At 76.0% G+C, this 14,112-nt stretch carries 13 protein-coding genes and 1 pseudogene; 6 read left to right on the top strand and 8 right to left on the bottom strand.

The genetic code is table 11. The annotated features are described in order from the left end of the window. The first annotated feature begins 3 nt into the window (after positions 1–3). A complete protein-coding gene (locus ACI2LW_RS24935) occupies positions 4–1,047 on the top strand; it encodes an asparaginase (RefSeq protein ID WP_404733490.1) in 1,044 nt (347 codons plus the stop codon). Between the two features lie 196 nt (positions 1,048–1,243). Then, on the top strand, positions 1,244–2,176 hold the full coding sequence (locus ACI2LW_RS24930; protein WP_404733418.1) for a glutaminase: 933 nt from the start codon (positions 1,244–1,246) through the stop codon (positions 2,174–2,176). 125 nt (positions 2,177–2,301) lie between these two features. Here the strand turns inward: ACI2LW_RS24930 and ACI2LW_RS24925 are convergent, their stop codons facing one another. Together ACI2LW_RS24925 and rho are read right to left on the bottom strand one after the other, a co-directional pair. Then, positions 2,302–3,492: a D-alanyl-D-alanine carboxypeptidase family protein gene (locus ACI2LW_RS24925; protein WP_404733417.1), complete on the bottom strand. Its 1,191-nt coding sequence runs from the start codon at positions 3,490–3,492 to the stop codon at positions 2,302–2,304. A 149-nt stretch (positions 3,493–3,641) separates the two neighbouring features. Next, positions 3,642–4,793, bottom strand: coding sequence for a transcription termination factor Rho (rho, locus tag ACI2LW_RS24920; RefSeq protein ID WP_404733416.1), 1,152 nt, complete (start codon positions 4,791–4,793; stop codon positions 3,642–3,644). Between the two features lie 360 nt (positions 4,794–5,153). On the opposite strand from rho, the gene ACI2LW_RS24915 reads away from it, so the two are divergent. Continuing rightward, entirely contained in the window at positions 5,154–6,044 is an 891-nt protein-coding gene (locus ACI2LW_RS24915) for a class I SAM-dependent methyltransferase (protein WP_404733415.1), read from the top strand. On the opposite strand, the gene ACI2LW_RS24910 is transcribed toward ACI2LW_RS24915, so the two are convergent. The 5 genes from ACI2LW_RS24910 to ACI2LW_RS24890 all read right to left on the bottom strand — a co-directional run bounded on the left by ACI2LW_RS24910 (position 6,022) and on the right by ACI2LW_RS24890 (position 10,922). Beyond that, complete coding sequence (locus ACI2LW_RS24910) at positions 6,022–6,774, bottom strand: GntR family transcriptional regulator (protein WP_404733489.1); 753 nt, start codon at positions 6,772–6,774, stop codon at positions 6,022–6,024. The two genes, ACI2LW_RS24915 and ACI2LW_RS24910, sit on opposite strands and share 23 nt — an antisense overlap. Before the next feature lie 340 nt (positions 6,775–7,114). Beyond that, entirely contained in the window at positions 7,115–8,281 is a 1,167-nt protein-coding gene (locus tag ACI2LW_RS24905; RefSeq protein WP_404733414.1) for a serine hydrolase domain-containing protein, read from the bottom strand. 114 nt (positions 8,282–8,395) lie between these two features. Then, positions 8,396–9,364, bottom strand: coding sequence for an acetylxylan esterase (locus ACI2LW_RS24900; protein ID WP_404733413.1), 969 nt, complete (start codon positions 9,362–9,364; stop codon positions 8,396–8,398). Between the two features lie 204 nt (positions 9,365–9,568). Continuing rightward, positions 9,569–10,324 carry a ferredoxin reductase gene (locus tag ACI2LW_RS24895; RefSeq protein WP_404733412.1) on the bottom strand — a complete coding sequence of 252 codons (756 nt, stop codon included), beginning with the start codon at positions 10,322–10,324 and terminating at the stop codon, positions 9,569–9,571. Further along, complete coding sequence (locus tag ACI2LW_RS24890; protein WP_404733411.1) at positions 10,317–10,922, bottom strand: sulfite oxidase-like oxidoreductase; 606 nt, start codon at positions 10,920–10,922, stop codon at positions 10,317–10,319. The genes ACI2LW_RS24895 and ACI2LW_RS24890 overlap by 8 nt, the downstream gene beginning before the upstream one ends. A gap of 321 nt (positions 10,923–11,243) precedes the next feature. Between ACI2LW_RS24890 and ACI2LW_RS24885 the strand changes: the two genes are divergently transcribed. After that, positions 11,244–11,540, top strand: coding sequence for a hypothetical protein (locus ACI2LW_RS24885; protein ID WP_404733410.1), 297 nt, complete (start codon positions 11,244–11,246; stop codon positions 11,538–11,540). Beyond that, positions 11,537–12,287, top strand: a pseudogene (locus ACI2LW_RS24880) (GNAT family N-acetyltransferase). The gene ACI2LW_RS24885 and the pseudogene ACI2LW_RS24880 overlap by 4 nt, the downstream one beginning before the upstream one ends. A 200-nt stretch (positions 12,288–12,487) precedes the next feature. Here the strand turns inward: ACI2LW_RS24880 and ACI2LW_RS24875 are convergent. Then, a complete protein-coding gene (locus tag ACI2LW_RS24875; RefSeq protein ID WP_404733488.1) occupies positions 12,488–12,886 on the bottom strand; it encodes a MarR family winged helix-turn-helix transcriptional regulator in 399 nt (132 codons plus the stop codon). 316 nt (positions 12,887–13,202) lie between these two features. Here ACI2LW_RS24875 and ACI2LW_RS24870 point away from each other — a divergent pair, with 316 nt between their 5' ends. Beyond that, positions 13,203–14,063, top strand: coding sequence for a putative protein N(5)-glutamine methyltransferase (locus ACI2LW_RS24870; protein ID WP_404733409.1), 861 nt, complete (start codon positions 13,203–13,205; stop codon positions 14,061–14,063). Positions 14,064–14,112: the final 49 nt, after the last annotated feature.

Raw genomic sequence — 14,112 nt, 5'->3', positions numbered from 1 at the left:
GCGATGTACAGCACCCAGCACAGCACCCCCCGGCACAGCACCCCCGTCGCGGAGGCGCCCCCCGTCCGCGAACCCCACCACGTCCCCGTCGCCCACCTCGTCCGCGGCGGGCTGACCGAGGGCGTCCACCACGGCTCGGTGGCCGTCCTCGGCGCGGACGGCACCGTCGCCTTCCAGCTCGGCGACGTGGAGGCCGCGTTCTACCCCCGGTCGGCGCTCAAGCCGGTGCAGGCCGTGGCCATGATCCGGGCGGGACTGCCGCTGGAGGGCGAGCTGCTCTCGCTCGCCGCCGCCAGCCACTCCGGCGAGGAGGCCCACCTCGCGGGCGCCCGCCGGATCCTCGAGGCGGCCGGACTGACCGAGGACCACCTGCGCAACGTCCCCGACCTGCCCTACGACCCGGCCGTCCGGGACATGTGGCTGCGCGAGGGACGCCCGGCCTCCCGGCTCGCCCAGAACTGCTCCGGCAAGCACGCCGCCATGCTGCACACCTGCGTGCTCAACGGCTGGTCCCTCGGCGACTACCTCGACCCGGCCCACCCGCTCCAGCAGGCCGTCGCCGCGACCGTGGAGGACCTCACGGGGCAGCGCGTCGCCCGGGTCACTGTCGACGGCTGCGGCGCGCCCCTGTTCGCCGTCTCGCTGCACGGCCTGGCCCGCGCCGTCGCCCGTATCGCCTCCGCCGCACCCGGCACCCCCGAGGCGCGGGTCGCCGACGCGATGCGCCGCCACCCGGAGACGGCCTCCGGCTCGCGCCGGGACGTGGCCGTGCTGATGCGGGCGGTGCCCGGGCTGCTCGCCAAGGACGGATTCGAGGGCGTCCAGGTCGCCGCGCTGCCCGACGGCCGCGCGGTCGCGGTGAAGATAGCCGACGGCGCCGACCGGGCCCGCGTCCCCGTGGCCGCCGCCGCCCTGGTCCGGGCCGGCGTCAACCCGGCCCTGCTGGAGCCGTTCGCGGGTGAGCCGGTGTTCGGCGGCGGCAGGCCGGTCGGCCGGGTCCGCCCGGTGCCCGCGCTCGCCCCGGCGTCCCTGCCGGCCTGCGCCTGACCCCGCGCGCCCGTCCGGGCGCGTGCCTGACCCCGCGCGCCCGTCCGAGCACGTGCCTGACCGCACGCGCCGACGGAGCACGTATCTGACCGCACGTGCCCGACCGCACGCGCCTGACCGCCGGCCCGGCTCGCCCCTGGCGTTCCGGCTCACCCATGGCATTCGCTCACCGCACCCGGACCGGCCCGAAGGCAGAATGGTGATCATGACGTCGTCGCTGACCTTCCAGCCGGTCCTGGAACGCATCGCCGAGGAGGTCGGCCGGTCCGGCGGCCGCGGGCGGCCCGCCGACTACATCCCGGCGCTCGCGGCCCGCGACCCGCGCGCCTTCGGGATGGCCGTCGCGGAACTGGACGGCACGGTGTACGGGGTGGGGGACTGGCGGGAGCCGTTCTCCACGCAGTCCATCACCAAGGTCTTCACCCTCGCCCTGGACCTGGCCCGCGAGGGCGACGAACTGTGGGAGCACGTGGGCCGCGAGCCCTCCGGCAACCCCTTCAACTCCCTGGTGCAGCTGGAGTACGAGAACGGCATCCCGCGCAACCCGTTCATCAACGCCGGGGCCCTGGTGGTCACCGACCGCCTCCAGACCCGTACCGGCGACGCGGCGGGCGAACTGCTGGCCTTCCTGCGGGCCGAGAGCGGCAACCCGGACCTGGACTTCGACCGGGAGGTCGCCGCCTCCGAGGCCGCGCACGGCGATCGCAACGCCGCCCTCGCCCACTTCATGGCGTCCTACGGCAACATCGCCGGCCCGGTGCCCGAGCTGCTCGACCAGTACTTCCGCCAGTGCTCGATCGCGGCCTCCTGCGCCGACCTGGCCCTGGCCACCACCCTGTTCGCGCGGCACGGCATACGGGCCGACGGCACCCGCCTGCTCAGCCGCAGCCAGGCCAAGCAGATCAACGCCATCATGCTGACCTGCGGGACGTACGACGCGGCGGGCGACTTCGCCTACCGGGTCGGCCTGCCCGGCAAGAGCGGCGTGGGCGGCGGGATCGTCGCGGTCGTGCCGGGCCGGTGCGCGCTGTGCGTGTGGAGCCCGGGCCTGGACGAGCGCGGCAACTCCGTGGCGGGCGTGGCCGCCCTGGACCGCTTCACCACGCTCACCGGGCTGTCGGTGTTCTGAGCCGCGGCCGTACGGCGCCGGAGCGCGCGACCGCGCTCCGGTCGTGCGCGCGGGCCGCCCGGCACACGCCGCCGTCCGTCCGGCTGCCCGTTCCCCGCGCCGGTCAGCCGCATACCCCGCGCCGGTCAGCCGCGCGCGAGCCGGTTGCCGCGCAGGCGCCGGCCGAGCAGCACGGTGCCGGCGCCGAGACCGACCACGCCGGCCACCGCTCCGGCGACCGCGGCCGGGTCGGTCCCCGTGTGCGCGGCGGGGCGGGGCTTGGCGACGACGGGCGGCGCCGCGACGGTCGCCGGTCCGTGCGTCGGCGGGCGCAGGGCGTCGAGCGAGCCGACCGGGTCGACCCGGCCCGCCGCGTCGAATCCCCAGTCGAGCAGGGCGCGTGCCTCCTCGTACACCTCCAGGCCGTCCCCCTCCTGAGGGTTCATCACCGTCACGACGAGGGTCCGGCCGTCCCGGCGGGCGGCCGAGACCAGGGTGTTGCCGGCGTTGCTGGTGTAACCGTTCTTGATGCCGATCAGCCCGGGGTACGGCTCCACGCCGTCGGCCCCGGTCAGCAGCCGGTTGGTGTTCGCGATCTGGTACGTGCCGCCGTCGCCGGGGAAGGAGGCGTGCGCGGTGGAGCAGTAGCGGGCGAAGTCGGGGTTGCGCAGCCCCGCCCGCCCGAACACGGCGAGGTCGTACGCCGAGGACGACTGCCCCTCGGCGTCGTAGCCGTCCGGGGAGACCACGTCGGTGTCCAGGGCTCCCAGGGCGCGGGCCTTGGCCTGCATCTGCCGGGCGGTGTGCTCCCAGCCGCCGTTGAGCGCGGCGAGCACGTGCACGGCGTCGTTGCCCGAGTTGAGGAAGACCCCCCGCCACAGGTCGGCCACCTGGTAGGTGTGCCCCTCGACGACCCCGACCAGGCTGCTGCCCTCGCCGATGCCCGCCAGGTCCCGGCCGGTGACGGTGTGCCGTACGCCACCGGGGAAGGCCGGCAGCACGGTGAGGGCGAACAGGGTCTTCAGGGTGCTGGCGGGGGGCAGTTTCTCGTGGGCGTTGTGCGCGGCGAGCACCTCTCCGGTGCCGGCGTCGGCCACCAGCCAGGACAGCGCGGAGACCTCGGGCACCTCGGGGGCGTCCTCGTGCGGCCGGACCTGGGTGCCCTCCTGCTCCAGCACCGCCGGTCGCGGCACCGCCGTCGCGGGCCGGCCGTGGGCGCCCGGATCGGCGCCCGCCGAGGCCGTCGCGGCCGTCGCAGGGAAGGTCACTATGAGCATGCCCGCGGCGCACAGCGCGCAGGCCGACACCGCGGCTCGGGAAGCAAATCTGATCGTCATATCGCAAACGTAGGAAGGGATCCGAGGAAGCGGGACGCTGCCGGGGGCCGAACGGGGTGCGCGAGCACCCGGATGCCCTAGTGCCGCGACCACTGGCCCGCGGCGGGACGGGCCGCCGGGACGGGTGGCGGAGCCCTCCTGTGCAGTCCTCAGCCCGGCAGGGTCGGCTGTACGCGCTGGAGGAAGGCGGCGTTGTCCGGGGTCGCCCGCAGCCGCTCCAGCAGGGTCTCGAGGCCGGACTGCGCGTCCCGCCCCCGCAGGGCGCGGCGCAGCCCGCGGGTCACCGCCAACTCGGCGGCGGACAGGAGGAGTTCCTCGCGGCGGGTGCCGGAGGCCTCGATGTCGACGGCCGGGAAGACGCGGTGCGAGGCCAGTTCGCGGCTGAGCCGGAGCTCCATGTTGCCGGTGCCCTTCAGCTCCTCGAAGAAGAACTCGTCGGCGCGGGAGCCGGTCTCCACCAGCGCGGTGGCCAGAATGGTGAGCGAACCGCCCTCCTCGGCCCGGCGCGCCGCGCCGAACAGCCGTTTGGGGCCCTGCAGGGCGCCGGCGTCGACACCGCCGCTGAGGGTGCGGCCCCCCGCCGCGGCCGCGTGGTTGTGGGCCCTGCACAGCCGGGTCAGGGAGTCGAGCAGCACCACGACGTCCTCGCCCGCCTCGACCAGCCGCTTGGCCCGTTCGACGACGAGTTCGGCGAGTGCGATGTGCTGCCGGGGCGTCCGGTCGAACGTGGAGGCGTAGACCTCGCCGCGCACCGAGCGCCGCATGTCGGTGACCTCCTCGGGGCGCTCGTCCAGCAGCACCACCATCAGCCGGCACTCGGGGTGGTTGCCGGCGACGGCGGCGGCGAGCTGCTGGATCAGTACGGTCTTGCCGGTCCTGGGCGGGGCCACGATCAGCCCGCGCTGGCCCTTGCCGACGGGCGCGAGCAGGTCGGTGACGCGGCCGGTCAGACCGGCGGCGGGGTGCTCCAGGCGCAGCCGCTCGCCCGGATGCAGCGGGGTCAGGTCGCGGAAGTGCCGGCGCCGGTGGGCTTCGCCGGGCGCCCGTCCGGCCACGCGGGTGACCTCGGTGAGCGAGCGCAGCGCACCGGCACCGGCCGTCCCCTCGACCGCGTCGCCCTTGCGCAGGCCGTGCCGGCGCACCAGCGCCGCGGGGACCTGGGGATCGGAGGGCGAGGGGAGCAGGCCCGGGCCGCGCAGGCTGCCCTTCCCGCTCGCGTCGACGTCCAGGACGCCGCTGACGGGCCGGGCGGCCTGGGCCTGCTGCCGCCGTACGGGGCGCTGTTCGAGTGTGGTGGTCATGAAGGGGGTCCTTTCGCGGACGGGTGGCGCGAGGCGCGAGGCCGAGGCGCGAGTCACAGGGGGGTGGGAGAAGGGAACGGGCCGCGGGCGGTGAGGCGTGCGACCGGGGCCTCTGGCGGCGGGAACGTCACCCGGGACACGGCGCGGAACGCGGCCGGCGAGGTGACGGGAGAAAGCTGACGCGCCGCGACGACGGCGGACGGATCAGCGAACTGGAGGAAACCCGGAGAAGGAGATCCAGCACCGGCGCGCGGAACAGGCGCTGCACGGGTGCTCTTCGCACTGTACCACCCCTGGCACCGGGCGTCAGGGATCGAGCACCCGGCGTCAGGGGCGGGCGGCGGTCTAAGCTGATGCGTGATGTTCAGCCCCGAAGGCCCCACCCTGCGTGAACTCGCCGTCCAGGCGCTGTCGTCCGTGCAGCACGGGTACGACCTGCTCGCGCCCAAGTTCGACCGCACCCCGTTCCGGACCCCCGACCCGGTGCTGGAGGCCGTGGCGGCGGCGCTGGAGCGGATCGGGCCGTTCGAGGACGGGCTGGACCTGTGCTGCGGCACGGGAGCCGGGCTCGGCGTACTGGCCCGGGTGTGCCGGAGCACGGTCACCGGGGTCGACTTCAGCGCCGGCATGCTGGCCGTCGCCCGGGAGCACGCCTGGAACGCCGTGGAGCACGCCCCGGACGCCAGGGAGCACGCCCTGGATGCCCGGGAGCACGCCCCGGACGCCCGGGGACACGCCGCCGGACAGGCTCCGGGAGAGGGCCGCCCCACGGCCGCCTGGGTGCGCGGGGACGCCCGCGCCCTGCCGTTCACGGCCGCGTTCGACCTCGTCGTCACCTTCGGCGCGCTCGGCCACTTCCTCCCCCGTGAACTGCCCGCGCTGTTCGGGCAGGTGCACTCGGTGCTGCGGCCCGGCGGCGTGTTCGCCTTCCCGGTCCTCGCCCCGCCGGGCCCCCGTTCCCGGGCGTTCTGGACGCTGCTCGGCTTCGACGCGGTGATGCGGGTGCGCAACGCGCTGTGGCGGCCGCCGTTCGTGATGTACTACCGCGCCTTCCGGTTCGGCGACGTACGGCGGGAGCTGGAGCGGGCCGGTTTCCATGTGGAGCACCACGCGCTGCCCGAGTTCGGCCGGCGGGACGACGGCAGTCCGCGGGCCCGCGTGATCGTGGCCCGCGGGCTGCCCAGGGCGACGGCGCCGGGACGGCCCGGCGCCGCCGCCCCGTCCCCGCTCAGCCCGCGGCCGGCACCGTGAACTCGTAGACCAGCGCGTCCTGCCGGGCGTCCACGATCAGATCGGTGATCTCCAGCGGGCGCGCGTACTGGTCGTGGACGCGGCGGGTCACGCGCACCGAGGAGCCCTCCGTGAGCGGGATGATGGAGTCCCGGTGGTGCAGGGTCAGGCCCGCCCGGCGCATCCAGTCGTAGGTCCGGCGCAGCTGGGCGGCGCCCGAGCCGTCGGCGCGGTCGCGGTAGCGGGCCAGCTCCTCGACCTCGGCGAGCGCGACGGCGGAGAACGAGGTCACCGCCGTGCGCAGCCCGGTGCCGTCGGCCGCCGCCGAGCGGTAGCGGTGCACCAGGGTCGGCCGCTTCGGGGCGAGCCCCAGGGCCGCGGCGTGCTCCGGCGGCGGCGTCTCCCAGGTCACCGTGGCCCGGTCGCAGGCGCCCGGCTCGGCGGCCCGGGCGCCCACCGGGAAGGTCAGCGAGGAGGGCGCCTCCACGGGCCGCCCGGGCAGTGTGGCGTGGCTGCCCCGGCGGTCGGTGGTGACCAGCCCGTCCCGGCGCAGCACCTCCAGCGCCTGCCGCACGGTTTCCCGGCTGACCCCGAAGTGCGCGGCCAACTGCCGTTCGCCGGGCAGCCGTTCACCGGGCGGAATGACACCGTCGTTCAGCTCGGCGAGGAGTCTGGTGGCGACCCGCCAGTAGAGCGGTCCCTCCTCCGTCCCGTCCGGAACCCGGACGGGCTCGGGGACGGGCGCGGGTATGTGCGCCGGGGCGTGCGCCTCGGCCCGGGCCGAAGCCGGGCCCGGGGCCCCGGGCCGCCGGGCCGGCTCCAGGGCCGCGGGCACCTGGACCGGCTCCGCGGCCGCGGCCGGGGCGCACGCCCTGTCGGGGGCGGACGCCGTGTCCGGGACCGGGATCGCCGGGGTCGTCGCCGTGTAGTGGTGCGGGGTGGTGCGGACCATGCCGCGCCTCCTGTTGATGACGTACCGTAGTCGTGCGGGCTCGTTGCGCCACCAGGTCTAACATTGGTCTAAACCAAGAGGGAAGCCCGGTTCCGCATTTCGGCCGAAACCCGCCCGGAGGCGCCGCCCCCGCCGCCCGTCACAGCGCGCCGTACACCGCCTCGATCAGAGCCATTTTCCGCGGGTCGTCGGCGATATGAGGGCCCATCCGGTTCATCACGTAGCCCAGCGACACCCCGGCCTCGGGATCCGCCAGGCCGCAGGAGCCGCCGAACCCGTCATGACCGAAAGCCCGCGGGTTGGGGCCGTAGGAGCCGTTCGGGCCGCTGAGCCACAGGCCCAGGCCGATCTCGGTCTCGTGCCGGAGTCCCGCGCCCAGGACCAGGTCCCGGCAGGCGCCCTGCCCTTCGCGCACCCGCTCGGCCGCCTCGGCGGACAGCACCCGCCGGCCGTCGGAGGAGCCGCGGCCGGCGAGGACGCCGTAGAGCGCGGCCACCGCCCGGGCGGTGCCGTGGCCGTTGGCCGCGGGGATCTCGGCGGCCCGCCACTCGGGTGTGTTCGCCTCGGCTGCCCCGGCGAGCGGGTTGGTCAGCGCGGCGATCGCCGCCGGTGGCAACTGGCTGAAGGCGGCGCCCTGTTCACCGGTGACCCCGGCCTGCTGATGCACCAGTTCGGCGGCCCGGCCGGCCTCCTTCGCGGGCAGTCCGACGGTGAAGTCGATCCCCAGCGGGCCGGTCACCTCCCGCTCCAGGAAGGCGCCCGGCCGCAGTCCCGAGACCCGCCGCACGACCTCCCCGACCAGGAAGCCGTACGTCAGCGCGTGGTAGCCGGACCGGGTGCCCGGCTCCCACCACGGCTCGGTCGCGGCCAGCCGCGCACAGGTCAGATCCCAGTCGTACAGGTCGGCGAGCGAGTGCGGCCGGCGCAGCCCCGCCAGGCCCGCCCGGTGCGACAGCAGATGCCGTACCAGCACCTTCTCCTTGCCCGCCGCGGCGAACTCCGGCCAGTACGCGGCCACGGGCGCGTCGAGGTCCAGCAGGCCCCGGTCGGCGAGGATGTGCGCGCACAGCGCGGTCGGCCCCTTCGTGGTCGACCACACGTTGACCACGGTGTCCCGTTCCCACGGGCGGGTGCGCGCCGCGTCGGCCCAGCCGCCCCACAGATCCACCACCGTGGCGCCGTCCACCGTGACGGTCACCGCGGCGCCCAGTTCGTCCCGCTCGCGGAAGTTCTCCTCGAACGCCGTGCGCACCGCCGCGAAGCGTGTGTCGCAGTGGCCGTGGACCTGCGGTTCCTGCTCGGACATGAGCCCTCCGTGGTCGTTCGGAAACCGGAAGACGGGCCGTCTCGCCACGACCCGGCCCCCCGAACGTACCGACTGGTCGGACTGGTGGGAAGGAGTCCCACGGCACCCGCCGGCTCAGGCGTACGACCTCAGCCAGCGCAGCTTGGCCGCCTCCTGGTGGGGGCCGCCGCCCTCGTGGTCGTTGAACTCGTACACCTCGATGGCCTTGTCCTCGTGCGCCCAGGCGTTGAAGGCGGCGAACACCGTGGACGGCGGGCAGGTCTCGTCCTCCAGGGCCGTGGAGAAGAGCGCCGGCGCGCGGCCCCGGGCCGCGAAGTGCACCCCGTCGAAGTAGGACAGCGTGCGCAGCACGTCCGAGGTGCGGCCGCGGTGGGTCCTGAGGTAGAGGCCGATCTCCCGGTAGGGGTGACGGTCCGTCAGGGTCGTGGCCCGCGGGAAGTCGCACAGGAACGGCACGTCCGGGGCGACGGCGGCCAGGTCCGGCACCAGCGCGCCCACGGCGAGGGTGATCCCGCCGCCCTGGCTCTCGCCGACCGCCACGGTCCGCGCCGTGTCCGTCAGCGGGTGCGAGCGGGCCGCCTCCACCGCGCGCACCGCGTCGGTGAACACCCGCCGGTAGTAGTAGGACTCGGGCTCCTCCAGGCCGCGCGTCATGAAGCCGGGGTACGCCGGGGCGGCGCCCACCGGATCGGCGGTGCCGCCCCCGCCGCCCCAGGTGCTGCCCTGACCGCGGGTGTCCATCACGAAGTGCGCGCGGCCCGTGGACGCCCACAGCAGATGCTCGTGCGGCAGCCCCCGCCCGCCGCCGTAGCCGACGAACTCCACCACCAGCGGCAGCGGGCCGTCGACCCGGGCGGGCAGCGCCAGCCAGCCCTTGACCGGGTGCCCGCCGAATCCGGCGAAGGTCACGTCGTACACCTTCACCGTGGTCAGACCCGTGTCCACGAGGTCGAAGCGGGCGTCGAGGTCGTGCTCGCGGGCCTCCTGGAGGGTCTTGGCCCAGAAGGCGTCGAAGTCCTCGGGCTCGACGGACGCGCTGCGGTACGCGCGGAGCTCGTCCAGGGGCAGGTCGAACAGGGCCATCGGGAACCGCCTTCGCCAAGGGGGACATCGGGACGGGCGGACGCCGTGGGCCCGCGGACGAGCACACCGTACGGCGTGGGTCCGGCGCCCCGCCAGGACCCGGTCCCGGCCGCCCGCGCGTGACGCCCCCGGCCGGACCGCACGGTCCCCGCCGCGTGCGGGCGCCGCGGCCTCAGCCGAACGCCGCGTGCGGGCGCCGCGGCCTCAGCCGAACCGTTCGATGCGGACGCGGTGCGCCGGCTGGCCCGCCGCGACCAGCAGCCGTGAGGCGTGCTCGGCGAAGGCGTTGGACCCGCACACGTAGGCCTCCCAGCCGCCCGCGGGCGGCCGTTCGAGGAGCGGGGCGAGGTGGGCGGCGGACAGCCGGCCGACCGGCACGCCCGCCGGGGCCGCGCGGGTGAACACGGGTGTGGTCTCCGCGCCCAGCTCCCGGGCGTAGACGAGGTCCTCGGGGCTGCGCGCGGACACCAGCATCCGCAGCGGCACCGACAGCCGCCGCGCCCGGTGGTACCGCACCATGGACATCAGGGGCACGACGCCGGAGCCGGCGCCCAGCAGCAGCGCGGGCCGGTCGCCGGGCCAGGCGAAGAAGCCGCTGAGCGGGCCGCGCACCTCCACCCGGTCACCGGGCCGGGCCACGGTGTGGAACCACCCGGACACCTCGCCGCCCTCGACGTGGTCGAGGGTCAGCTCGATGTGTCCCGAGTCGTCGGGCGCGGAGGCGATCGAGTAGTGGCGCTGGGCGACGTAGCCGTCGGCGGCGGTCAGCCGCACCATCAGGTGCTGCCCGGGCAGATGGCCCGCCCAGGCGGGCACCGCCAGGCGGAACGTGGCGGTGCGCGGGGTCTCCCGCCTGATCTCCGTGAGGGTGGCGGTCCGCCACACCGCGGCGGTCTGCTCTCCGACGGCGATGCGGCCGGGCACGGCGAAGGGGGCCGGGCGTGCGAAGGTGTCAGTCACCGGAGTACCGCTGCTCCTCCCAGGGGTTGCCGCGGTCGTGGTAGCCGTTGCGCTCCCAGAAGCCCGGCTCGTCGTGGTCGAGGAGCGTCAGGCCCGCGATCCACTTGGCGCTCTTCCAGAAGTACAGGTGCGGCACCAGCAGCCGCGCGGGACCGCCGTGTTCCGCGGGCAGCGGCTCGCCGTCGCGGGAGAACGCGATCCAGGCCTTCCCGCCGGTCAGGTCGGCGAGCGGCAGGCTCGTGGTGTAGCCGGTGTGGGAGTGGGCGAGGGCGTGGGTGGCGGCGGCGTCCGGCCGTACCGCGTCCAGGAACACGTCCAGTGACACGCCTTCGAACCGCATGCCGAACTTCGACCAGCCGGTCACGCAGTGGATGTCGCCCTCGTACACGGACCGCGGCAGCCGGCGCACCTGCCGCCAGTCCCAGCCGCGCGCCTCGGCGACCAGGCCGTCGATACGGAAGGTCCATGCCCCGGCCGCCAGGTCCGGGGTGACCTCGGCGGACAGCACGGGCCAGTCCTCGCCCGCGTCGTACTGCCCGGGCGGCAGCCCCGGATTGTCGACGCGGGGACGCCCGGTGAAGCCTCGGGTGACGTTCATGCGGGTGGTGCCTCCAGACCGCCGTGCGCACGGCGGCCCGCTGGTCGAGCGGTACGGCTCCCGCGAGCGGGGCGGGAGGTTCCTTGCGGTTCTTCGCGGTCCCTCGCGGGCCTTGCGGTTCCTTGCGGTTCCTTGCGGGTTCAACCGTACGCGTTCCCGGGGGGTGCCGGGGCAGCGGGGGCGCCCGCCCTGATGAAGGCCGTGTGAACGCTCCAGGGGTGACCGGGAACAGCCGCCCCCGGACGGCACTCGCACGTGTCGTACCGGCTTCGGTGGCCCCGGCGGCCGGTGCCGCGGTGGCAGCGAAGGAGAGTGGAAGCAATGCCGAAGGCGTACGTCCTCACCCGGTACGGCGGCCCGGAGACCGAGGCGCCGGCCGGCGCCTCCCCGGCGGACGTGGCGGCGCCGGGCGGGGTGCGGCCGCCCCGGGCCCGGACCGCCCCCGTGCCGGACGCGGGGACCCAGCCGGCCCGCCGCAGCCGGCCGGCCCCGGCGGTGACGCGCACGTTCCCGCGGGAGCGGGCCGGTGAGGCCCCGCGCGCCGTCGACGGCGGCCACGCCCGCGGCGAGAGCGTGACCGCGGTCGTGACCGGGGTCGTGACCGGGGTCGCCGGATGACCGCGTCCACCGCCGGGCCGGCGCGGCGGCACGTCCTCGACGCGCCCGCCCCTGGCCGCCCTGACCGGCCCGCACCACGCCCGCTTCGCCGAGCGGCGGGGCCGGGTGCTGCGCTACCAGGTCGACGTCTCGCCCTGGCTGGCCCTGCCCGAGGACCCCGTCGCCGCCGACTGGGCGGACCTCGCGGCCCTGTGCGGGCCCGGCGCGGAGATCCCGCTGCTGGGCTTCCGCGGCCGGGTGCCCGCCGACTGGGAGATCACCTCCGCGGTGGAGGGGGTGCAGTACGTGGACGACGGCCTGGCCGCGGCCCCCGACCCGGAGGCGGCCCGGCTCACGCCCGCCGACGTCCCCGAGATGCTCGGCCTGGTCGCCCGCACCCACCCCGGTCCGTTCCTGCCCCGCACCATCGAAATGGGCACCTACCTGGGCATACGCCGTGAGGGCGTCCTCGTGGCGATGGCGGGGGAGCGGCTGCGCCCGCCCGGCTGGACGGAGATCAGCGCGGTCTGCACCCACCCCGCCGTCCGCGGGCAGGGCCTGGCGAGCCGGCTGATCCTCGCGGTCGCCCACGGCATCCGGGAGCGCGGCGAGACGCCCTTCCCGCACGCGGCCGCCGGGAACACCGGCGCCCTCCGGCTGTACGAGTCGCTGGGCTTCCGGCTGCGGCGCCGCACCGCCTTCCTCGCGGCCCGCGCCCCCGAGCACCTGGCCGGCGGACGGGCGACGGCCGTGGCGCCGGTGGGGTGAGGATGCCGGGCGCCGGACGCGGGGCTGGTGGGGTGAAGGTCCCGGCGGCTGGGGGTCCCCGGTGGCTGGGGGTCCCGGGAGGCTGAGGGTCCCGGGCGGCCGGCCGGACGTCGTCGTCCGGCCCGGTCAGGCGCCGTGGTCCGGCCAGGTCAGGCGCTGTCGCCCGGTCGGGTCGGGTCGGGCGCTGTCGCCCGGCCCGGTCAGGCGCCGTCGTCCCGCGGGGGCCAGGCGTTGTAGCGGGTGAGATAGCCGGCGAACCGCTCCAGGTCCTCGGCCGGCCAGTCCGCCAGCCGCTCGCGGTAGGCCGCGCGGCGGCGGTCGGTGACCTGGGCGAGGATGCGCCGGCCCGCGTCCGTCAGATGCAGCACGTGGACCCGGTGGTCCTCCGGGTCCAGGCGCCGCTCGACGAGCCCGGCCCGCTGCAGGGCGCCCACCTGACGGCTCACCGTGGACTTGTCCAGCGCGTAGTGCGCCGCCAGATCGGTGGCGCGGCAGCCGCCGCTCTCCTCCAGATGGCCGAGCAGCGTGTACGACACCAGCGACAGCTCGGGATGCATCCGCCCGGCCAGCGCGCGCGCCCGCCGGGCGAAGATCGTCATCTCGCGCTGGATGGTCTCGACCGCCGTGCCCGCGTCGCGGGTGACGGCGTCCCCGTCCGGTCCCTGCGCTGTCACGGAACACCTCCCGGCTCCTCCGGTTGCAGAGTACAACCGACCGGCCGGAAAAGCCGTCTGGGCCCGAGCGCCTTGGGGTAGGGTGACCTGCGGCCGTGGAAGGTCCCGGTCATGGAAGGACGAGGAGGTGAGACCCATCACCGCTGTGTCAGGCCGGGTGCTCTCACCTCGAACCGGCGCGGATCACCGTCCGTAGCCGGCCGCGGGAGCGCCCTTCGGCTCCCGAAAGGTCGTCGTCCTCATGTCCGCGCTTCCTCCGCCGTCCTCCTCCTCTCCCACGCCGGCGCACCCGCCCGCACCGTCCTCCCCGGCGCCCTCGCCTCCGTCACCGGCTTCGCCCGCCGCCGTCGCCGCCGTCCTGCGCGCCGCCGGATGCGTGTTCGCCGAGGAGGAGGCCGAGCTGATCCTCGCCGCCGCGCGCACGCCCGGCGAGCTCGCGGCCCTCGTCGACCGGCGCGCCGCCGGTCTGCCCCTGGAACAGGTCCTGGGCTGGGCCCGGTTCCACGGTCTGCGCATCGCCGTGGAGCCGGGGGTCTTCGTGCCCCGCCGCCGTACCGAGTTCCTGGTCGACCAGGCCGCGGCCGCGGTACCGGACGCGTCCGTCGTGGTGGACCTGTGCTGCGGGTCCGGCGCGGTCGGCGCCGCGCTGGCCGCCTCGCTCGGCCCCCTCGAGCTGCACGCCGCCGACGTCGACCCGGCCGCGGTGCGCTGCGCCCGCCGCAACATCGGCCCCGCGGGCGGCCTGGTCCACGAGGGCGACCTCTTCCGGGCGCTGCCCGCCGCGCTGCGCGGCCGCGTCGGCATCCTCGCCGCCAACGTCCCCTACGTGCCCACGGGCGAGGTGGCCCTGCTTCCCGCGGAGGCCCGCGACCACGAGCCGGTGACGGCCCTCGACGGCGGACCGGACGGGCTCGACGTCCTGCGCCGGGTCACCGCCGGGGCGCCCGAGTGGCTGGCGCCCGGCGGCTGCCTGCTGGTGGAGACGAGCGAGCGCCAGGCCCCGGCGGCCCTGGACGCCTTCGCGCGCGCGGGCCTGGAGCCACGCCTGGCCGTCTCCGAGGAGCTGTGCGCCCACGTGGTGCTGGGCGTCCGTCCGACGTGATCCGGAGCCGGCGGGCGGCCGGCCGGTGACACGGCGGCCGCCGGCCGGG

This window comes from Streptomyces sp. NPDC004065 (assembly GCF_044903565.1).
In the GTDB taxonomy this organism is placed as follows: domain Bacteria; phylum Actinomycetota; class Actinomycetes; order Streptomycetales; family Streptomycetaceae; genus Streptomyces.
Note: the sequence above shows the minus strand (reverse complement) of the source record. Positions and strands in the feature narration are given on the sequence as shown.